General features: G+C 69.4%; 23 protein-coding genes. 18 read left to right on the top strand and 5 right to left on the bottom strand.

The features are described from left to right. Window positions 1–24: 24 nt before the first annotated feature. The 5 genes from AB0P18_RS14990 (at window position 25) to AB0P18_RS14970 (ending at window position 5,297) form a co-directional block, all read left to right on the top strand. Complete coding sequence (locus tag AB0P18_RS14990; protein WP_363360692.1) at window positions 25–1,467, top strand: four-carbon acid sugar kinase family protein; 1,443 nt, start codon at window positions 25–27, stop codon at window positions 1,465–1,467. A gap of 17 nt (window positions 1,468–1,484) precedes the next feature. Then, complete coding sequence (locus AB0P18_RS14985) at window positions 1,485–2,384, top strand: NAD(P)-dependent oxidoreductase (protein ID WP_363360723.1); 900 nt, start codon at window positions 1,485–1,487, stop codon at window positions 2,382–2,384. Between the two features lie 38 nt (window positions 2,385–2,422). Beyond that, the gene (locus tag AB0P18_RS14980; protein ID WP_363360691.1) at window positions 2,423–3,877 is read left to right on the top strand and encodes a GntP family transporter; all 1,455 of its coding nucleotides are present in this window, start codon (window positions 2,423–2,425) and stop codon (window positions 3,875–3,877) included. A gap of 106 nt (window positions 3,878–3,983) precedes the next feature. Then, window positions 3,984–4,973 (top strand): class II fructose-bisphosphatase, encoded by a 990-nt coding sequence (gene glpX / locus AB0P18_RS14975; RefSeq protein WP_344054488.1) that lies wholly within the window; start codon window positions 3,984–3,986, stop codon window positions 4,971–4,973. A 114-nt stretch (window positions 4,974–5,087) separates the two neighbouring features. After that, entirely contained in the window at window positions 5,088–5,297 is a 210-nt protein-coding gene (locus AB0P18_RS14970) for a UDP-N-acetylmuramyl pentapeptide phosphotransferase (protein ID WP_344054486.1), read from the top strand. A 31-nt stretch (window positions 5,298–5,328) separates the two neighbouring features. Here the strand turns inward: AB0P18_RS14970 and AB0P18_RS14965 are convergent, their stop codons facing one another. Further along, entirely contained in the window at window positions 5,329–6,648 is a 1,320-nt protein-coding gene (locus AB0P18_RS14965) for a DNA recombination protein RmuC (protein ID WP_363360690.1), read from the bottom strand. A 50-nt stretch (window positions 6,649–6,698) separates the two neighbouring features. On the opposite strand from AB0P18_RS14965, the gene AB0P18_RS14960 reads away from it, so the two are divergent. After that, entirely contained in the window at window positions 6,699–7,139 is a 441-nt protein-coding gene (locus tag AB0P18_RS14960) for a helix-turn-helix transcriptional regulator (RefSeq protein WP_344054482.1), read from the top strand. A 9-nt stretch (window positions 7,140–7,148) separates the two neighbouring features. Beyond that, window positions 7,149–7,559 carry a VOC family protein gene (locus tag AB0P18_RS14955; protein ID WP_363360689.1) on the top strand — a complete coding sequence of 137 codons (411 nt, stop codon included), beginning with the start codon at window positions 7,149–7,151 and terminating at the stop codon, window positions 7,557–7,559. A gap of 3 nt (window positions 7,560–7,562) precedes the next feature. Here the strand turns inward: AB0P18_RS14955 and AB0P18_RS14950 are convergent, their stop codons facing one another. Further along, window positions 7,563–8,171: a 3'-5' exonuclease gene (locus tag AB0P18_RS14950; protein ID WP_363360688.1), complete on the bottom strand. Its 609-nt coding sequence runs from the start codon at window positions 8,169–8,171 to the stop codon at window positions 7,563–7,565. A 72-nt stretch (window positions 8,172–8,243) separates the two neighbouring features. Between AB0P18_RS14950 and AB0P18_RS14945 the strand changes: the two genes are divergently transcribed. The 4 genes from AB0P18_RS14945 (at window position 8,244) to AB0P18_RS14930 (ending at window position 11,228) form a co-directional block, all read left to right on the top strand. Beyond that, window positions 8,244–8,993, top strand: coding sequence for a class I SAM-dependent methyltransferase (locus AB0P18_RS14945; RefSeq protein ID WP_363360687.1), 750 nt, complete (start codon window positions 8,244–8,246; stop codon window positions 8,991–8,993). A gap of 94 nt (window positions 8,994–9,087) precedes the next feature. Further along, on the top strand, window positions 9,088–10,161 hold the full coding sequence (ychF, locus tag AB0P18_RS14940; protein ID WP_363360685.1) for a redox-regulated ATPase YchF: 1,074 nt from the start codon (window positions 9,088–9,090) through the stop codon (window positions 10,159–10,161). 163 nt (window positions 10,162–10,324) lie between these two features. Beyond that, the gene (locus AB0P18_RS14935) at window positions 10,325–10,534 is read left to right on the top strand and encodes a hypothetical protein (protein WP_344054444.1); all 210 of its coding nucleotides are present in this window, start codon (window positions 10,325–10,327) and stop codon (window positions 10,532–10,534) included. A gap of 133 nt (window positions 10,535–10,667) precedes the next feature. Beyond that, window positions 10,668–11,228, top strand: a complete 561-nt coding sequence (locus tag AB0P18_RS14930) for an alpha/beta hydrolase (protein ID WP_363360684.1) — start codon at window positions 10,668–10,670, stop codon at window positions 11,226–11,228. An 11-nt stretch (window positions 11,229–11,239) separates the two neighbouring features. Here AB0P18_RS14930 and AB0P18_RS14925 read toward each other — a convergent pair whose 3' ends face one another. Then, entirely contained in the window at window positions 11,240–11,584 is a 345-nt protein-coding gene (locus AB0P18_RS14925) for a hypothetical protein (RefSeq protein WP_363360683.1), read from the bottom strand. A 3-nt stretch (window positions 11,585–11,587) separates the two neighbouring features. Further along, window positions 11,588–11,932 (bottom strand): LysR family transcriptional regulator, encoded by a 345-nt coding sequence (locus tag AB0P18_RS14920; protein ID WP_344054438.1) that lies wholly within the window; start codon window positions 11,930–11,932, stop codon window positions 11,588–11,590. Between the two features lie 96 nt (window positions 11,933–12,028). Here AB0P18_RS14920 and AB0P18_RS14915 point away from each other — a divergent pair, with 96 nt between their 5' ends. Continuing rightward, window positions 12,029–12,523 (top strand): YfcE family phosphodiesterase, encoded by a 495-nt coding sequence (locus AB0P18_RS14915; protein ID WP_363360682.1) that lies wholly within the window; start codon window positions 12,029–12,031, stop codon window positions 12,521–12,523. A gap of 14 nt (window positions 12,524–12,537) precedes the next feature. Here the strand turns inward: AB0P18_RS14915 and AB0P18_RS14910 are convergent, their stop codons facing one another. Further along, window positions 12,538–13,185: a class I SAM-dependent methyltransferase gene (locus tag AB0P18_RS14910; protein WP_363360681.1), complete on the bottom strand. Its 648-nt coding sequence runs from the start codon at window positions 13,183–13,185 to the stop codon at window positions 12,538–12,540. A gap of 122 nt (window positions 13,186–13,307) precedes the next feature. On the opposite strand from AB0P18_RS14910, the gene AB0P18_RS14905 reads away from it, so the two are divergent. The 6 genes from AB0P18_RS14905 (at window position 13,308) to AB0P18_RS14880 (ending at window position 19,672) form a co-directional block, all read left to right on the top strand. Beyond that, the gene (locus AB0P18_RS14905; RefSeq protein ID WP_363360680.1) at window positions 13,308–14,714 is read left to right on the top strand and encodes an MBL fold metallo-hydrolase; all 1,407 of its coding nucleotides are present in this window, start codon (window positions 13,308–13,310) and stop codon (window positions 14,712–14,714) included. Between the two features lie 30 nt (window positions 14,715–14,744). After that, complete coding sequence (locus AB0P18_RS14900) at window positions 14,745–15,638, top strand: pyruvate, water dikinase regulatory protein (RefSeq protein WP_363360679.1); 894 nt, start codon at window positions 14,745–14,747, stop codon at window positions 15,636–15,638. A 23-nt stretch (window positions 15,639–15,661) separates the two neighbouring features. Continuing rightward, window positions 15,662–18,052, top strand: coding sequence for a phosphoenolpyruvate synthase (gene ppsA, locus AB0P18_RS14895; RefSeq protein WP_363360678.1), 2,391 nt, complete (start codon window positions 15,662–15,664; stop codon window positions 18,050–18,052). A 33-nt stretch (window positions 18,053–18,085) separates the two neighbouring features. Then, window positions 18,086–18,946: a DNA-formamidopyrimidine glycosylase family protein gene (locus AB0P18_RS14890; protein WP_363360677.1), complete on the top strand. Its 861-nt coding sequence runs from the start codon at window positions 18,086–18,088 to the stop codon at window positions 18,944–18,946. A 35-nt stretch (window positions 18,947–18,981) separates the two neighbouring features. Then, window positions 18,982–19,104, top strand: a complete 123-nt coding sequence (locus AB0P18_RS14885; protein ID WP_344054423.1) for a hypothetical protein — start codon at window positions 18,982–18,984, stop codon at window positions 19,102–19,104. Window positions 19,105–19,210: 106 nt separating this feature from the next. Further along, window positions 19,211–19,672: a hypothetical protein gene (locus AB0P18_RS14880; RefSeq protein WP_363360676.1), complete on the top strand. Its 462-nt coding sequence runs from the start codon at window positions 19,211–19,213 to the stop codon at window positions 19,670–19,672. The last annotated feature ends 31 nt before the right edge of the window (window positions 19,673–19,703 follow it).

The following is a 19,703-nucleotide window of genomic DNA, read 5'->3' as shown; positions in this document are numbered from 1 at the left end:
ACGTTGATCGACGATGGAGTTGTCATGAAGCTGGATGCGCTGTTGAGCCCGTACCCGGTGTCGCAGCCGGTGAACCCCGCGGTGATCGCCGACCGCGTGCGCCACTCGCGTCGCGTTCACATCGTTCTCGACGACGACCCCACCGGAACGCAGTCGGTCGCCGATCTGCCGGTGCTCACCCAGTGGGCGGTCGAGGACCTCGACTGGGCTCTGGACACCGGCGCGCCGGCGGTCTACGTGCTGACGAACACCCGCAGCTTCGACGCCGAGACGGCTGCCCGCATCAACCGTGAGGTCGTGACGGCTGCGGTGGCCGCGACGCGTGCCCGCGGCATCCGCCCCGTCTTCACCAGCCGGAGCGACTCGACCCTCCGCGGACACTTCCCCCTCGAGCCCGACGTCATCGTCGCGACGCTCGACGGGCTCGGTGAGCCCGCCGTCGACGGTGTCGTGCTCGTCCCCGCGTTCCCCGATGCCGGCCGGATCACGATCGGCGGCGTGCACGGGATGACCGACGGCGTCGAGTTCACACCGATCGGGCAGACGGAATTCGCGCAAGACTCCACCTTCGGATACCGTTCCTCGCGGCTCGCGGACTGGGTCGAAGAGAAGAGCCGGGGCGGGATCGCCGCGGCGCAGGTCGTCGAACTCACGCTCGACACGATCAGGGCCGGAGCCGAGCGCATCGCCGAGGCGCTGTGTTCGGCCGCCCCCGGCTCGGTGTTCGCCGCCGACGTCGTGGTGGAAGACGACATGCGACAGCTCGCGCTCGGCCTCGAACTCGCCGAAGCGGGCGGACGCAGCTTCGTCTACCGTGTCGGCCCGCCCTTCGTGCGGGCGCGCATCGGACAGCCCCAGCGCACCCCGCTCGAGATCGACGACGCGGATGCCGCTGAATCGACGACCCGCGGGGGACTCATCGTCGTCGGATCCCACGTGGGTCTCACGAGTCGCCAGCTCGCCGATCTCACGGCGCGCCGGCCCGATGCCGCCGTCGTCGAGCTCGACGTACCGTCCATCCTCGACGATTCGACCGTCGCCGCGACGCTCGAGGCCGCCGTCGACCGGGTCGTCTCGTCCCTCGCGGACGGTGATGTCATCGTGCACTCCAGTCGCACCCTCATCCGGACGGAGGATCCCGACGAGAGCCTCGCGATCTCGCGCCGTGTCTCGGATGCCCTCGTCGCCGTCGTGAGCCGCACGCTCGCCGCGCGTCCGCCACGTTTCGTGATCGCGAAAGGCGGCATCACCTCGAGTGACGTCGCGAGTCGCGGTCTGTCCATCCGCCGCGCGATCGTCCGCGGATCGCTCTTCCCGGGAATCGTCTCGGTGTGGGAGCCCGCCGAGGGACCCGCCACGGGCATCCCGTACGTCGTCTTCGCCGGCAACGTCGGTTCCGACACCACGCTCACCGAAGCAGTCGAGAAGCTCTCCGCCCCCGCATCCCACTCGGCCGCTCAGCGCTGAGCAAAACGAAAGGCACCCTGATGACCACTCCGACCGTCGCCGTCCTCGGGCTCGGCGCCATGGGTCTTCCCATGGCCACCCGGCTCGCCGAAGACCTGCCCGTCCGCGGGTTCGACATCAACCCCTCCCGGCTCGACCTCGCCGAGGGAGCCGGCATCGTGCGCTGCGCGTCCGCCGTCGAGGCCGTCTCCGCGGCGGACGCGGTGCTTCTCGCCGTGCGGGACTCCGCCCAGCTCTCCGACGTGCTGTTCGGTGAGAACGGCATCGCGCCGAGCCTGGCGCGGGGATCGATCGTCATTCTCACCAGCACGGTCGGGACGGACGGGCTCGCCGACGTCGTCGCGCGCCTGGGGGAGTCCGACATCGAGCTCGTCGACGCTCCGCTCAGCGGCGGGCCGGCGCGCGCCGGTGCGGGCGATCTGCTGATCGTCGTGGGGGCCACCCCGGCGGCGCGAGCGAAGGCCGCGCCGATCCTGGAGCGGCTGGCTTCGACGCTCACCGTCGTGGGCGACCGTCCCGGCGACGGCCAGGCGCTCAAGACGGTGAACCAGCTGCTGTGCGGCGTGCACATCGCCGCGGCGGCCGAGGCGCTCGCTCTCGCCGATGCACTGGGCCTGGACACCGAGCGCACCTTGGAGGCGCTGGGAGCGGGAGCGGCCGCGTCCTTCATGCTGGCCAATCGCGGACCCCGTGCGCTGCAGGCCTACGACGCCGATGGCGCGGAGGTGCTCAGCCGCCTCGACATCTTCGTCAAGGACATGGGGATCGTCACGAAGGCGGCCCGCGCAGCCCACCTCGCGACCCCGCTCGCAGCCGCGGCCGAGCAGCTCTACCTGATCGGCGAAGCGCAGGGCCTCGCCGCCCACGACGACTCGGCTGTCATCAAGGTGATCGCCCCCACCCGTCGCAACGCCTGACACCCCCCACCACGAAACACGTCGAAGGAGACACGTTCATGTCCACTCCCGTCCTGCTCGCCATCGGAGTCGGAGGCATCCTGCTTCTGCTCCTGCTGATCGTCAAACTGAAGGTCAACGCCTTCCTCGCTCTGCTGATCACGAGCATCCTCGTCGGCCTCGCCGCCGGCATCCCGCTCGCGACGATCCCCGCGACAGAGGACACTCCGGAGAAGCTCGGCATCATCCCGGCGATCATCGCGGGTATGGGCGGCACGCTCGGATCGGTCGCGATCCTGGTGGCGCTCGGCTCGATGCTCGGCCGGATCATCGAGCTCTCCGGGGGAGCCACGAGCCTCTCGGGCCGGTTCACCAAGCTCCTGGGTCCGCGCCGCGTCTCGGGTGCGCTCACCGCAGCGGCACTCGTGCTGGCGATCCCGGTCTTCTTCGACGTCGGGTTCATCATCCTCGTGCCGATCATCTACGGCTTCAGCCACGCGGCGGGACTCAATCCGGTCAAGTTCGGCCTGCCGATCGCCGGTGTGATGCTCGCGGTGCACGTCGCCGTGCCGCCGCACCCCGGCATCGTGGGCGGTGCATCGCTGCTCGGCGCCGACGTGGGCATGCTGACCCTTCTCGGCATCGCGATCGCCATTCCGCTGGGCGTCCTCTCGCACTTCGTCTCGAAGTGGATCAATCGGCGCGAGTTCCCGATGCTGGCCTCCACGAAGGTCATGTTCGAGGACTTCGGCGGCGGCGATGACACCGGCATCGGCGGCGTCGGCCCCGGCACGACCATGACCGGAACGCTCACCCGCACCGAGGCCCCGCCGTCGGCCGCGATGATCCTGACGCTGATCCTGACCCCGCTGGTGATGATCGGCCTCGGCACGACGGCGGCGACCGTCCTTCCGGTGGGATCCCCCGCGCGCGACGTCCTCGGGTTCATCGGCGCCCCGATCTTCGCGCTACTGGTCACCGTCCTGCTCGCCGGCTTCTTCCTCGGCGTCCGGCGCGGCTGGTCGAGCGCCCACATCTCCGAGGTCTTCGAGTCGGCCCTCCCGCCCGCGGCGATCGTGATCCTCGTGACCGGAGCGGGCGGCGCGTTCGCCCGCATCCTCACCGAGTCGGGGATCGGCAAGGCGCTCGCCGACACCCTCCTGACCACGGGGCTTCCGATCATCGTCCTGGCGTTCCTCGTGTCCCTCGCGCTGCGCGCCGCCCAGGGCTCGGCGACGGTCGCGATCCTCACCACTGCCGGTCTCCTCTCCGAGGCCGTCCTCTCGGGCGGATACAGCCCGATCCAGGTGGTCGTGATCACGCTGGCCATCGCCTTCGGCGCCCTCGGTCTGTCCCACGTCAACGACTCGGGGTTCTGGGTGGTCACGCGCTATCTCGGCCTGAGCGTCGCGGATGGTCTGCGGAGCTGGACGGTGCTGACGACGATCCTCGGCATCGTCGGATTCCTCCTCACATTCCTCGTCTGGGCGCTCGTCGGCGGTGTGTCCGCGTGACGCTCGACCTGCTCGAGGATGCCGCTGCGTCAAGAAACGCGAATCCTTCGCTCCGCCGGCCGGGCGTTTCCCGGTCGGCGGGGCGGCCCGTGGCTAGGCTGACCTCATGGTGAGCCTTACCGCCGACATGAGTCCGCTGCATCCCGACCGAAACCTCGCGCTGGAGCTCGTCCGTGCGACCGAGGCCGCGGCCATCCGGGCGGTGCCATTCATCGGTCGAGGCGACAAGCTCGCCGCCGATGGCGCCGCGGTCGACGCGATGCGGGCGTTCTTCAACACGGTGAACTTCGACGGCACGATCGTGATCGGCGAGGGCGAGAAGGACGAAGCGCCCATGCTGTTCAACGGAGAGAAGGTCGGCAACGGCCGGGGTCCGCAGTGCGACGTCGCCGTCGACCCGATCGACGGCACCTCGCTCACGGCGGCGGGCCGCCAGAACGCGCTGTCGGTGATCGCCGTGTCCGACCGTGGCAGCATGCTGGACGCATCCACCGTCTTCTACATGGACAAGCTGGTCACCGGACCCGCCGGAGTCGGCGTCGTGGACATCCGCCTGCCGATCGGCGAGAACATCCGGCTTCTCGCGAAAGCGCTGGGCAAGCCGATCGACGAGATGGTCGTCTCGGTCCTGAACCGTCCGCGCCACGAACAGCTCATCGCCGAGATCCGCGAAGCGGGAGCGGGCACCCGACTCATGTCCGACGGCGACGTCGCCGGCGGAATCAACGCCGCGCGGCACAACGCCCGGACCGACATGTGCGTCGGCATCGGCGGGAGCCCGGAGGGCATCGTCACCGCGTGCGCGATCAAGGCGCTCGGCGGTCACATCCAGGGCGTGCTCTGGCCGCGCAACGACGACGAGAAGCAGAAGGGCGCGGATCACGGCCTGAAGACCGACGGGCACGTCTACGAAGCCGACGAGCTGGTCACGGGACAGAACACGATCTTCGTCGCGACCGGCGTGACGGACGGTCAGCTCGTCGCCGGCGTGCGCCGAGAGGGCGACTTCATCTACAGCGAGAGCGTCGTGCTGCGCGGGCGCTCAGGCACCCTCCGCCGCATCGTCTCGGAGCACCTCACCTCGAAGTGGCTGTAGCGGCGCGGCGCGCAGGGTGACCGAATCGTCACACGGTTCGGCGACGTTCTCTGGCAGAATCGAACCTGTGTCGATGGGGATGCGCGATTGTCTCCGTACCCGAAGGGTCTCCCGATGTCCGCACAAGCCAGTGGTGCCCGGCCGCAGACCGGCGCGATCGCGGTGGTCGCCGACGCGACCGACCCGGCCCGGCGTCCCGACGTCCTCTTCCGCGTCCGCCGCGACGAGGACCATCAGGTCTCGGCGTGGTGGATGGTGGGTGCGTTCGTCGGCGTGTCCGTCGCCGTGGTCGCCCTCCTGAGCTTCGTTCCCGGGGGCGCCTGAGCCGCCACGCGGCTCACGTCACGCTCGTGGATCACTCGCGGGTCGACAGCCGATCGCGGACGTCGCCGAGGTCCGCGATGACCCTCGGCTCGGATGCCGCATCCGTGGTGTGCGGCGCGTTCACCGCGGCAGGCTCGACGAATTCGGGAGCCGTGAGTCGACGCGGCGCGCGCTCGATGCCGGCCGGCTCGCTCAGCGCGTCAAGTTTCGTCTGATCGATTCCGGGGAACCGGCGCGCGGACACCAGGACGCGCGTCTCGAGGGAGCCGGCGAACCTGTTGTAGCTGTCGACCGTCCGCTCGATCGCGCGTCGGAGGTCGTCGGCGTGCCCGGCGAGGGTTCCGAGCCGCTCGTACAGTTCGTTGCCCAGATCGAACAGCGCGCGGGCCTCCTGGGAGACGTCCTGCTGGGTCCACGTGTACGCCACGGTCTTCAGGACCGCCCACAGGTTGACGGGGGAGGCGAGCGCGACACGCTTGCCGAACGCATAGTCCAGCAGCGCGGGGTCCTGTTCGAGGGCGGCCGAGAGCAGGGATTCGCTCGGCACGAAGCACACGACGAATTCCGGGCTCGTCTCCAAGCCGGCCCAGTACGCCTTCTTCGCGAGGGCGTCGATGTGCGCGCGGACCGCTCGGACGTGCTTGTCGAGCAGCGTGGAGCGGCGCGCCCCTTCGGCACCCTGCGCCGACGGAGCGATCGCACTCGCCTCGAGGTAGGCATCGAGCGGCACCTTCGCGTCGACGGCGATGGCCTTGCCCCCGGGCAGGCGGATGACCATGTCGGGCCGACCGGCCCCGGCATCCGAGGTGATCGAGATCTGCGTATCGAAGTCGATGTAGCGGGTCAGGCCGGCGGCCTCGACGACGCGGCGCAGCTGCGTCTCACCCCACACCCCTCGGGTGCTGCCCGAACGCAGCGCGCTGGCGAGCGACTCGGTCGTCGCGCGCAGTGCCTCGTCGGACAGCTGAGCCTGCCGCAGCTGCTCGGCGAGCGTGCCGAACTGCGCGTGACGGTCGCGTTCGAGGTCGTCGACCTTGTTCTGCATGTTCTGGAGCGTCTCGTGCACGGGTGCGAGGGCGCGGAGGACCGACTGCTCCCGTCGCTCGCGCTCTTCGCGCAGCGCCTGATCGGTGCGCGCCTGCGCGGCCAGCTCGCGATAGAGCACCTGCTGATGCTCGAGCTGCGCCTGGACCCCCGCCCGCGTCGCCTGCTCGGCCGCCAGTCGCGTCTGCGCCGCGGTGAGCGCCCCGTTCGCGCGCGTGGAAGCGCGCGCGGCGCCGGCCGCCCAGCCGGCGAGCAGACCGGCTGCGAGAGCGCCGATCGCCACCACGGAGAGAGTGAGTGCGTCCATTCCTCAAGGATGGCCTGGGGGTGCGACACCGGCCGGTGTACCGTCGGAGCATGTCGCCGGAGGAGATCGAGAACCTCGCGCATCTGCGCCGGGCTCGCGACCTGATCGACCGGGACTACGCGCGACCGCTCGACGTGCCGACGATGGCTGCGAAGGCGCTCATGTCGCCCGCGCATTTCTCGCGACGCTTCCGCGCCGCATACGGCGAGACGCCCTACGGCTACCTCATGACGCGGCGGATCGAACGCGCGATGGCGCTTCTGCGCGACGGTGCCACGGTGACCGACGCCTGCATGGAGGTCGGCTGCACGTCACTGGGTTCGTTCAGTGCGAGCTTCACGCAGATCGTCGGGATGACGCCGAGCGAGTATCGCCGACAGGAGCACGACGCGCTCCGGGCCATGCCGTCGTGCGTCGTCAGGGCCCGTGCCCGTCCGGAGCGCGCGGGTCGGAGCAGGATCGGAGAAGCGCGGGGCGGTTCGGCGGCGTAGCGTCCTGGCATGGACATCGCACTGCAGTACACGAACGTGACCGTCACCGACGTGGACGAATCGATCGGCTTCTATCGCGACGCCCTCGGGCTCGACGTGCTGAACGACGTGGCGTCGGGGGAGCACCGCTGGATCACTCTGGGCACACCCACGCAACCCGGTCTGGGCATCGTGCTGTCCGAGCCGCACGCCGGTCGATCGGAGCGCGACGGGGACGCGATGCAGGAGCTGCTGACGAAGGGCGTCCTTCCGATGCTGGTCTTCCGCACAGACGATCTGGACGCGCTTTTCGAAAGGGTGCGGGCGTACGGCGCCGAGGTGCTCCAGGAGCCGATCGATATGGGCTGGGGTCAGCGCGACTGCGCGTTCCGTGATCCGTCGGGCAACATGGTGCGGATCGCCCAGGCACCTGCTGTCTGATCGTCAGACGAACAGCAGGGCGGGCTGAACCGTCACCGGGACCGCCCCCTCGAGTCGAGACACGCGGACGGATGCCGCGGCGGCGAGCCCCGCGACGTCCTTCGCTCCGACCAGTTCGGCGGCGTGGATCATGATGTGCGCGCACGCGAGCGCGTCGGCGGTGGCGTCGTGATGCGCGAAGTCGATGAATCCGGCGGCCGCCGCCACCGACGGGAGCCGATAGGACTCGAGGTCGTAGAGCTTGCGGGCGACCTGCAGGCTGCAGACGTACTCGAACGGCGGGTGCACGTCGCCGGTCGCTTCGCACGCGCGCCGGAGGACCGTCATGTCGAAGCCCGCGTTGTGGGCGACCAGCACGTCGGAGCCGGCGAAGTCGGTGAGATCGCCCAGCTGCTCGCTCCACGTCTTTGCGTCGGCGACGTGCTCGGGTTCGATGCCGTGGATACGGACGTTGATCTCGAAGAAGCGGTCGTGTCCGGGTGGCGGCTGGATGAGCCACCCGGCCGTGGCCACCACGCGCCCGTCGCGCACCCGTGCCATCCCGACCGCGCACGCCGACGCGTTGCTGGAGTTCGCCGTCTCGAAGTCGATCGCGGTGAAGTCGAGGGGCACGCGTCCAGGCTCGCCCCGGGCAGCCCGCGCAGGGGGGAGGCGCGCCGCGGGAGCCGGGCATGGGCTCGCGGCATGAGTGGTGACGAGAGGCTGGCGCGCTCTTTCGGCGCCGAAGCCCACACGTACGAGACCGGTCGCCCCGACTATCCGATTCAGGCCGTGGACTGGCTGCTTCAGCCGGTCGCGGGCGGCGAGCGCCGCATCCGGGTCGCCGATGTGGGGGCGGGGACGGGGAAGCTGACGCGGGTCGTGCAGGAGCTGGGTGCCGAGGTCGTCGCGATCGACCCGGATCCGCAGATGCTCGCCACGTTGCGCGAGAGCGTGCACGCCGTCCCGACGTTCGTCGGGACCGCCGAGCGGATGCCGCTCCCCGACGACAGCGTCGACGCGGTGGTCCTCGGCCAGGCATGGCACTGGGTCGATCCGACTGCTGCCGCGGCGGAGGCGGGCCGGGTTCTGCGGCCCGGCGGAGTGCTCGGACTCGTCTGGAACCTGCGCGACGACGATGTGGACTGGGTCGCCCGGATGACGGCGGTCATGCACGGCAGTCACGCCGAGGAAGTCCTCGCCGCGGGGCCGCCGCAGGTGGGTGAGCCGTTCGGCGAACTCGAGAGCGCCGAATGGTGGTGGACGAGGCCCATGAATCGTGCGACCTTCCTCGCGATGGCCCGCTCGCGCAGCTACGTCATCACCGCGCCGGCGGACGAACGCGCGCGTATCGAGGCGGGACTTGTCGGGGTGCTCGATGACATCGGTGCGATCGGGGACCACGTGGTCGATCTGCCGTACGTGACGCGCGCGTTCCGAGCGCTGCGGCGGTGACCGGGGAGCGGCATCCGGTGGTCTTCGCCGTCCGCGCCGTCGACGCGTCCGTCGACGCGGGGGCGGCGGCCACCCGCACGTAGACTGGATGCCCGTGGCTCTCACTATCGGTATCGTCGGTCTGCCCAATGTCGGCAAGTCCACCCTCTTCAACGCACTGACCAAGAACGACGTGCTCGCGGCGAACTATCCCTTCGCGACGATCGAGCCGAACGTGGGCGTCGTGTCGTTGCCCGATCCGCGGCTCGGCAAGCTCGCCGAGGTGTTCCACTCCGAGCGCATCCTGCCCGCCACGGTGTCGTTCGTCGACATCGCCGGCATCGTCCGGGGCGCGAGCGAGGGTGAGGGCCTGGGCAACCAGTTCCTCGCGAACATCCGCGAGGCCGACGCGATCGCGCAGGTCGTCCGCGGATTCACCGACGACGACGTCGTGCACGTCGAGGGCGGCGTGAACCCGAAGAACGACCTCGAGACGATCAACGCGGAGCTGCAGCTCGCCGACCTGCAGACGCTGGAGAAGGCGATCCCGCGCATCGAGAAGGAGGTCAAGGGCAAGAAGACCGACCCCGCTGCCCTCGAGGCCGCGGTCGCGGCGAAGGACGCCCTCGAGCGCGGTCAGCTGCTTTCGCACTCCGGCATCGACCTCGCCCCGATCAAGGAGCTCGGACTTCTCACCGCGAAGCCGTACATCTATGTCTTCAACGTCGATGAGGCGATCCTGACGGATGCGGCGGCCAAAGCCGCCCTCGAAGAACTCGTCGCCCCGGCCCACGCGGTCTTCCTGGACGCGAAGATCGAGTCCGAGCTCATCGACCTCGACCCGGAGGATGCGGCGGAGCTGCTCGCCTCGACCGGCCAGGAGGAATCGGGACTCGACCAGCTCGCCCGCATCGGCTTCGACACGCTGGGCCTGCAGACCTACCTCACCGCGGGGCCGAAGGAAGCGCGGGCGTGGACGATCGGCAAGGGCTGGAAGGCTCCGCAGGCCGCGGGCGTCATCCACACGGACTTCGAGAAGGGCTTCATCAAAGCCGAGGTCATCTCGTTCGACGACCTCATCGCGACCGGCTCGATCGCCGCTGCGCGCGCCGCAGGCAAGGCGCGCCTGGAGGGCAAGGACTACGTCATGCAGGACGGCGACGTCGTCGAGTTCCGCTTCAACGTCTGAGTTCCTCGACGTCGGCGCTTCCTTCCTGCGACGGCGCCTGATGTTTCGGTGGGCCATCGCAGGGAAGAGGCGCCCACAGGTCGGTACACGCCCGTCGCACTCCGGAAACACGCGGTGCGTATCCTCGGGTCTGGGAGAAGCTCCGAGGACGAGGTGGAGTGGCATGTCGGTACCCGGGTATGAGGCGAGCGTGTGGGAGCGCTACGCGACCGAGCTCGATCTCGCCTTCGCCGACACGGTGACCCGCATCCGTGCCGTGCGTGCCGCGTATTTCGAGCACGATTTCGACATCGACCTGATCATCCGACTGAGCGGCTTCCCCGCCTGGCGGATCCGGCAGGCGGTCATGGACGGCCCGCTTCCGACGGACTGAGCCCGACGGATCGGTCGCGCTCGGTGGTGGTCGGCTCGGGAACCGGGCCGGCATGGACGTTTGCTACCGTCGATGGGGCGCTCCGCCCCACGCGTCGACCGCACTCCGCCCCGCCCGAGAGGACTCACCCCCCATGACCGATACGCAGACTCTCGAGAACGCCGGCCGTCAGGTGGAGTACGCCGTGGAGGGCGACGGCCCGGTCGGGCTGGTGCTGATCCCGGATGCCGGGCTCGACTCCGCTGCGCTCGCCGTGGTCGGGCATTACCTCGCTGAGGAGGCGGGCTTCCACGTCGTGCGCGTGGGGACGGCGAAGGACGCCTCGCCCGCGGAGCGCGCCGAAGACGTCCTCGCGGTGATCGACCGGGTGGGACTCGAACACACCTGGATCGGCGGTCACGCCTCGGGCGGCACTGTTGCGCGGGTGTTCGCCGCCGCGCACGTCGACCGCGTGAACGGACTGCTGCTGCTCGGCGTCGAAGAGACCGACGTCGCCCTGGCCCCGACGATCCCCGTCCTCATCGTGCAGGGGACGGACGACGAGAGCACCCCTCCCGAGAACGGCGAGCGGCTGCAGTCGACGGCGCCCGAGCGCGCGAGCATCAAGACGATCAGCGGGGCGGGTCACCTGTTCCCCATGACGCACCCGATCGCCACCGCCGTCATCATCGAGGAGTACCTCGACTGGGACTGACGCTCCCGCGATCAGTGCCCGGCGGCGAGTTCGTCCAGAACGTAACGGGCGAGGGCGCGCTGCGCCCGTTGCTCGTTCGTGAGCATGATCAGGGCCTTCCACACCGCCCATCCGCGTCCGCGGGCCCAGGTGGCCTCACCGACGGCGAGATCGGCCACGAACGCGGGCGCGTAGCCCGGTGCGCTGGGCAGTCGCACCACGAGCTCCCCGCCGAGCCGGAACATCCGGTGGTCGTTGCCGCCGTTGCGGACCGGTCGCAGCGGCAGATGCGCCCACTCCGGTAACTGATCCCGGATCAGGGTCGCGACGAGGGCGGCGTCGATCCGGGACGCGTCGACGTGTGTCGAGGGAGCCACTGCCTAACGGCCTTGGCGCTTTTTGTAGGGCTTGGGCTGCCCCTTCACGACGGGCGCGCGACCCTTTCCCTTCGAGGCCTTCGCCTTGCCACCGGCGGGAGCGGATGCCGCTCCCGCCGCCGGAGCAGCCGCGATGCGCTCCCGCGCTTCGGTCACAAGGAGGGCGCCGGCCGGGCTCAGACGCGTCGGCTGGGCGTGCGGCACGAACAGCGGCTGACCGGTCTCCTGCTCCAGTCGATCGATCGACGAGTACAGCGCCGGCAGCGGGATCCCGAGGGTCTCTGCGGCGCGCGGGAAGTGCAGCACGTCCGCGGCGACCACGAAGCGGCGAAGGTCGGTGATCTTCATGGCATCCTTCCGCTGTCGGCGCCGATCGAGGCGGTCGACTGCCCAGCATAGGCCGAGCCCTGCTCGACCACCCGCCTCATCGCGTAGCGTCGGCCCATGACCACGCGCCTGCTGCTGATCTCCGACACGCACATCCCCGGGCGTGCCCGAGCGCTGCCGAGCGCGCTCCTGCGCGCTGCCGACGCGGCCGATCTGATCATCCACGCGGGCGACTGGGTGGCGGCATCCGTGCTCGACGAGCTGACCGACCACGGCGAGGTACTCGGCGTGTTCGGCAACAACGACGGCCCTGACCTGCGGTCGCGTCTGCCCGAGATCGCCCACCGCGAGATCGAGGGGCTGCGGTTCGCCGTGGTCCACGAAACGGGGCCGAAGACAGGTCGCGAGACGCGGATGGAAGCGGCGCACCCGGACGTCGACGTGCTGGTCTTCGGACACAGCCACATCCCGTGGGACACGGTGTCCGCTCGCGGGATGCGGCTGCTCAATCCCGGCTCACCGACCGATCGGCGCCGCCAACCCGTGTGCTCGATGATGAGGGTCCTCGTCGCCGACCGGGCGGTGAGGAGCGTCGAACTCGTCGCGCTCTGATGCGACAGGTGGGCTCATACCGCGCGGGCCATCACAAACCCCTGCGGAAGCCTCTCCTCGCGTCGCGGGCCTCGATCCATCCGCACCTCGACGACGAATCGCGCAGCGGTCAAGGCCGAGCTGACCGCGGCTGTGTCGTGCAGATACGCGTGCAGTTCGATGTCATGACCGTAGGCGCCCGAACGGCGACGTTCCCCGAATCCTGACTGGAACCCGAGGAGGACGAGACCCCCCGGACGCAGCACCCGCCGGAACTCGCTCAGGACCTCCGGGAGATCGGCGGGCGACGTGTGGATGACGGAGTACCACGCGAGGATGCCGTCCGCCGACTCGCCGGGGAGGGACATGCGCTGGAGAGGGGCTTCGACCAGCTCGACGTCGGGATGCGCGGCCCGCGCGTGGGCGAGCATCGCGGGCGAGAGGTCGACGCCGATGGGGCGGACGGAGGCCGAGAGCGAGCGCAGATGGCCGATCATCCGGCCCGTTCCGCATCCGGCGTCCACGATGTTCACGCGCTCGCCGTGCGCGAGTTGATCGACGAAGTCCGCGATGAGGGACAGCTCGAGCGCGCCCTCGAACCCGACGTCCGCCACGAGGAGGGCGTACGTGTCGGCGACCGTCTCGTAGAACGCCCGTGTCCGAGGAACATCCGACGCGACCATGTCATGACCGTATTCCCGAGGCGCGCTCCGCGCCGTAGGACCTCCGGCCCTGTCGTGCATTCCGTGCGCGACCGAGAGTGGGGGTGGATCGCCGACGATCGCCTTCCGGGAAGGAGTGCATGATGTCGACGACAGGCACGCTGCAATTCCTCGGGGCGGCGGACACGGTCACCGGGTCCCGCTATCTGATCGAGCACGGGTCTACGCGCGTTCTCGTGGACTGCGGGCTGTTCCAGGGACTCAAAGTGATCCGCGAACGCAACCGCGCGCCGTTTCCGGTGCCGCCCGCATCGATCGACGCCGTCGTCGTGACGCACGCGCACCTCGATCACACCGGATACCTGCCCGCCCTCGTCCGGGACGGATTCCGCGGGCGGATCCACGCGACGCCCGCGACGGCCGAACTGCTCGGCGTGCTGCTCCCCGACAGCGCGCACCTGCTCGAGGAGGAAGCCCGACACGCGGCATCCCACCACTGGTCGTCCCACGCTCACCCCGAGCCGCTCTACACGACCGCGGATGCCGAGCACGCGCTCGACCTCGTTCATCCGGTGGACTTCGGCCGGCCGACCCGCGTCGCGGACGGCGTGGAGGTGACGTTCACGCCGGCCGGGCACATCCTCGGTGCCGCCGGTGTGCACGCGGTCGTCGGCGCGGGAGCAGCTCGCACCTCCATCCACTTCAGCGGGGACCTGGGACGCGCAGCGGATCCGGTCATGCGCGGGCCCGCTCCGCTGGAACCCTGCGACGTCCTGGTCGTCGAATCCACGTACGGAGATCGCGCACACGCGGCGGTGGACGCCGGGGGCGTCCTGGCCGACGTCATCGCGAGGACGACTCGCAAGGGCGGGGTCGTGATGATCCCGGCGTTCGCGGTGGGGCGGACGGAGTCCGTGCTCCTGCAGCTCGCCGAGCTCCGACAGGCGGGCAGGCTTGCGGATGTTCCGATCTTCCTGAACAGCCCGATGGCGATCGAGGTCGCCGACATCTACCACCGTCATCCGGACGAGCACCGGCTCGGTGCGGCCGAGATCGACCTGATGTACGGCCTCGCGACTCCCGTGCGCACGGTCGACGAGTCGAAGCTCCTGAACCTCCGCGGTGGCCCGATGGTCATCGTCTCCGCGAGCGGCATGCTCACGGGCGGCCGCATCCTGCACCACCTCAGCGCCTACGCGGATGATCCGCGCAACGCGATCGTGCTCACCGGTTATCAGGCGGCGGGCACACGCGGCGCGGCTCTCCTGAACGGGGCGCAGACGCTGCGCATCTTCGGTCGGGACGTGCCCATCCGGGCGGAGGTCGTGCGCCTGGACAGCCTGTCGGCGCACGCCGACGCGGGTGAGCTCATGGACTGGATGGGCCGGGTGCCGGTGCCGCCGGCATCCGTCTACGTCACACACGGCGAGCCCAGTGCGGCCGACACCCTGCGGCGTCGCATCAAGCAGGAGCTGCACTGGAGCGCGCGGGTGCCCGAGCCCCTCGAGCGGGTCGGGCTGGTCACCTCGCCGCGCGTAACGAATTCGTAAAATCGGCAATTCCTTCGCGGTGATCTGGTCATGGAAAGCAACGTACTTTCTCTAGTCTCGGATCACACGCCCCCCGGATCGAGGAGAACGACCATCGACATCCCCGTCCCCGCACGACCCCTGCGCGAGGCGTACTTCGTCTCCGACAGCACCGGCATCACGGCGGAGACCCTGGGCTCGGCACTGCTGGCGAACTTCCCCGGCGTGCACTTCCGTCGGCACACGATCCCGTTCGTGGACACACCGGAAGGGGCTCGCAACGTCGTCCACGACCTGCACGAGGCGATCCGCAGCGGTGCGGATCCGATCGTGTTCGCCACGGTGAAGTCTCCCGAGATCATCGGCGAGCTCGCCGCCTCGGGTGCGGTCGTGATCGACCTCCTGGGCGGACATCTGCGCGAACTCGAAGCGGCACTCGGGAGCACGGCGTCGGAGCAGCTCGGGCAGTATCACGGCGTCGGCGACATCGAGCGCTACTTCGCCCGCATGCGTGCCGTCGAGTACGCGATCGAGCACGACGACGGACAGAGCATGCGGGCGCTCGACATCGCGGACGTCATCATCATCGCCCCCTCCCGGTGCGGCAAGACGCCCACGACGATGTACCTCGCCCTGCAGTACGGCCTGCTCGTCGCGAACTATCCCCTCACAGACGACGACTTCCCGTCCGACGGGCTTCCCGCCACCGTGGCTCCGTACGCGAACCGCTGCTTCGGGCTCACCACGACGCCGCTGCGCCTCAGTCAGGTGCGGCACGAGCGCCGGCCCAGCTCGACCTACGCGAGCCTCGCGCAGTGCACCCTCGAGCTGCGGCGCGCCGAGGACCTCTACCGCCGCAACCGCGTCCCGTTCCTGAACTCCTCGACCAAGTCGGTCGAGGAGATGTCCGCCGTGATCATGCAGTCCATGCGACTGCGCAGCTGAAACCCACACAACAGGAGAGTCACATGACGAACATCCTCTGGTTCACCGAGATGGGCATGAACGACGTGCACCAGGTCGGCGGCAAGAACGCCTCGCTCGGCGAGATGGTCTCCAACCTGTCGCACCTCGGTGTGAGCGTCCCGGGCGGCTTCGCCACGACCGCCGACGCGTACCGCGACTTCCTCGCCGCGGACGGGCTGTACGAGCGCATCAAGACGGTTGTCGAGGCGCTCGACGTCTCAGACGTCGCCGAGCTCGCGCGTGTCGGGGCGAACGTGCGCGAATGGATCGAACAGCAGCCGCTCCCGGCCCAGCTGGACGCCGACATCCGCGCCGCGTACGCGCACCTGATCGAGAAGGATCCCGAGCCGGAGGCGGTGTCGTGGGCGGTGCGCTCGAGCGCGACCGCGGAGGACCTGCCCGACGCATCGTTCGCGGGGCAGCAGGAGACCTTCCTCAACATCAGCGGGATCGACAACATTCTGGCGGCGATCCGCAGCGTCTTCGCCTCGCTGTACAACGACCGCGCGATCGCCTACCGCGTGCACAACGGCTTCGACCACCACGATGTCGCGCTGTCCGCGGGCGTGCAGCGCATGGTCCGCTCGGACGTCGGAGCGTCGGGGGTCATGTTCACCGTCGACACCGAGTCCGGCTTCGACCGGGCGGTGTTCATCACGAGCTCGTACGGTCTCGGCGAAGCCGTCGTCCAGGGTGCGGTGAACCCCGACGAGTTCTACGCCTACAAGCCCGCCCTCCGCGCGCGCCGCCCTGCGATCCTCAAGCGCTCCGTGGGGGAGAAGGCCGTGAAGATGGTCTACGCCGACGGCACCCACGTCGGAGGGAGCACCGTCTTCGTGGACGTCCCGCAGAACGAGCGGGCGCTGTTCAGCATCACGGATGCCGAGGTCGAAGAGCTCGGACGCCAGGCGCTCACGATCGAGGAGCACTACGGCCGCCCGATGGACATCGAGTGGGGCAAGGACGGTGTGGACGGCAAGCTCTACATCCTGCAGGCGCGGCCCGAGACGGTCGTCTCGCGCGTGGACGGCAACGTCACCCGCCGGTTCGTGCTGGCTGAGCGCGGAACGGTGGCGACGGTCGGCCGGGCGATCGGGCAGAAGATCGGCGCCGGGCCGGTGCGTGTGATGCGCACGCTCGCGCAGATGGAGGAGTTCCGCACCGGAGACGTTCTGGTCGCCGACATGACCGATCCCGACTGGGAGCCCATCATGAAGCAGGCATCGGCGATCGTGACGAACCGCGGAGGACGGACGTGCCACGCGGCGATCATCGCGCGCGAGCTCGGGATCCCCGCGGTCGTCGGCACCGGCGATGCGACGATCTCGCTCCACGACGGGCAGGAGGTGACCGTCTCGTGCGCCGAAGGTGACAACGGCTTCGTCTACGAAGGGCTGCTGCCGTTCGAGGAGGTCGTCACCAAGCTCGACGACATGCCCGAGAGCCCGACGAAGATCATGCTGAACGTCGGCACGCCCGACCAGGCCTTCGCGTTCTCGAAGCTGCCGAACAAGGGCGTCGGCCTGGCCCGCCTGGAGTTCGTCATCAACCGGCAGATCGGCATCCACCCGCGTGCCCTGCTGGACTTCGACACGCTCGCGGCACCGTTGAAGGACGACATCGCGGAGCGCATCGCCGCGTACCCGTCGCCCCGCGAGTACTTCGTGCGGCGCGTGGCGGAGGGCGTCTCGATGATCGCCGCCGCGTTCGCGCCGGAACCGGTCATCGTCCGCCTCAGCGACTTCAAGTCGAACGAGTATGCCAACCTCGTCGGCGGGGATGTCTACGAACCGCACGAGGAGAACCCGATGCTCGGCTACCGCGGCGCCGCGCGGTACATCTCGGAGGACTTCCGCGCGTGCTTCGACATGGAGTGCGAGGCGCTGAAGTTCGTGCGCGACGAGATGGGGCTCACGAACGTCGAGATCATGGTGCCGTTCGTGCGGACGGTGGGGGAGGCGCACGCCGTGATCGAACTGCTGGGTGAGAACGGGCTTCGGCGGGGCGAGAACGGGCTGCGGGTCATCATGATGTGCGAGCTGCCCTCGAACGCCGTGCTCGCCGACGAATTCCTGCAGTACTTCGACGGCTTCTCGATCGGCTCGAACGACATGACGCAGCTGACCCTGGGACTGGACCGCGACTCGTCACTGGTCGCGGCGACATTCGACGAACGGGACCCGGCGGTGCTGAAGATGCTGTCGATGGCGATCGAGGCGTGTCTGCGGGCGGGCAAGTACGTCGGTATCTGCGGCCAGGGCCCGAGCGATCACCCGGATCTGGCGGAGTGGCTCGTGGGTCAGGGGATCGGATCGATGTCGCTGAACCCGGACACCGTCGTGGAGACGTGGCTGCGACTGGCCGGACCGCAGCGCGCCGCTGTCAACGCCTGAGTCGGCTGCGCGCCCGCGTGCGATCATGAGGCCATGCCGGAGTCGCCGGAGGTCGAAGAGCTCGCGTCGTTCCTGAACGAGCGCACGCGCGGACTGCGTGTGCGCTCGTTCGACGTGATGCTGCCGAAAGCCCTGAAGTCGCCGGTGGCGGGGGTCGAGGAGATCGTCGGATCGACCGTGACGGGGGTGACCCGTCACGCGAAGATGATCGATCTGGCGATGACGACGGATGCCGGTGCACCGCGGCACGTGATCGTGCACTTCGGGCACGACGGGTGGGTGCTCTGGCACGACAGCAGTCCCGAGGGTCGCTCGCGGGTGGGTGAGGCGACGCTCATGGCGCGTCTGCGCTTCGGATCCGATGCGGCTCCGGGGGCGGGCGTGGATCTGACGGATGCCGGGCAGTGGAAGTCGCTGACGGTCCACATCGTCTCGCGTCCCGACGAGGTGCCGGCCGTCGCGAAGCTCGGACCGGATCCCCTCGCGGGTGAGGTGGACACGGCGACATTCGCCGCGTTGCTCGCGGGTCGGCGGAAGCAGATCAAATCGCTCCTGCAGGATCAGGCGGCGCTCGCCGGGATCGGCAACGCCTATTCCGACGAGATCCTGCACGCGGCGCGCGTGTCGCCCGTCGCGCACGCCGCGAACCTCACATCCGACGAGGTCGGTCGTCTGTACGCGGCGACCGTGCAGGTCCTCGCCGCCGCGCGGGATGCGCGCCGCGGCGTCGCGCCGGCCGATCTGAAGGCCGCGAAGCACGCGGCGTTGACGGTGCATCGCAAAGCGGGAAGGGCATGTCCGGTGTGCGGGTACGAGATCCGCACGTTCACGTTCTCCGGCGCCGCCGCTCAGTACTGCGCGACCTGCCAGACCGCGGGTGAGTCGCTCGGGTGAGCCCGGAGGACGACGAGGTGATTACGATGGAACCCATGACCGACCAGCAGCAGTCCGCGCCTGTGACCCTTCTCCCCGTCCTCGACGAGACGAAGAACCTCCTGGGTGGTCAGGCCTCCTCCTGCTGCGGTGGATCGGCCTGCGGCACCTCCGACTGACCCTCGGTCCGCAATCCGCGGCGCCCTCTGGCAGGCTTGTCGGGGAGGTCCGGGAATGACGGATGAGAAGATTCTGGGCACGACGCCTCGCGTGACGAGGATCCTCATGTCCGAGGAAGCGGTCTACGGGCTCATCCTCGTGTCGGGGATGATCGTGGTCAGCTACACGGCGACCGGGACGTCGCTCAGCGCGCTCGTGACGGTCATCGTGACCGTGCTGGTGTTCTTCGCCGCGCACGTGTACGCGGGGACGCTCGCGCGCCTCGCGGCCAGTGACGGAAGGGCGACCCTCCCCGAAAGCCTGCGCGCGGCGGGACGTCACTCTCTGGGGATGCTGTTGATCTCGCTGCTGCCGATCGCGGTCCTGTTCCTCGGCGTCTCGCGTTTCATCGACGACGACTACGCCGTGTGGGCTGCGCTCTCTGTGGACGCGCTCGCGCTCGGCGTCCTCGGGTGGCTCGCGGTCGCGAAATGGACGAGCCACTTCTGGCTGCGGCTGGGCAGTGCCCTGACCACCGCCGCGTTCGGCGGAGTGATCATCCTGCTGAAGGCGTTCATCCACCACTGAGTGGCGTCCCGAAGCGCGGCGCGACAGGCAG

This window comes from Microbacterium sp. NPDC064584 (assembly GCF_040687315.1).
Taxonomy (GTDB): domain Bacteria; phylum Actinomycetota; class Actinomycetes; order Actinomycetales; family Microbacteriaceae; genus Microbacterium; species Microbacterium lacus.
The sequence above is the reverse complement of the archived record's forward strand: the minus strand, read 5'-3'. Positions and strand labels throughout refer to the sequence as shown.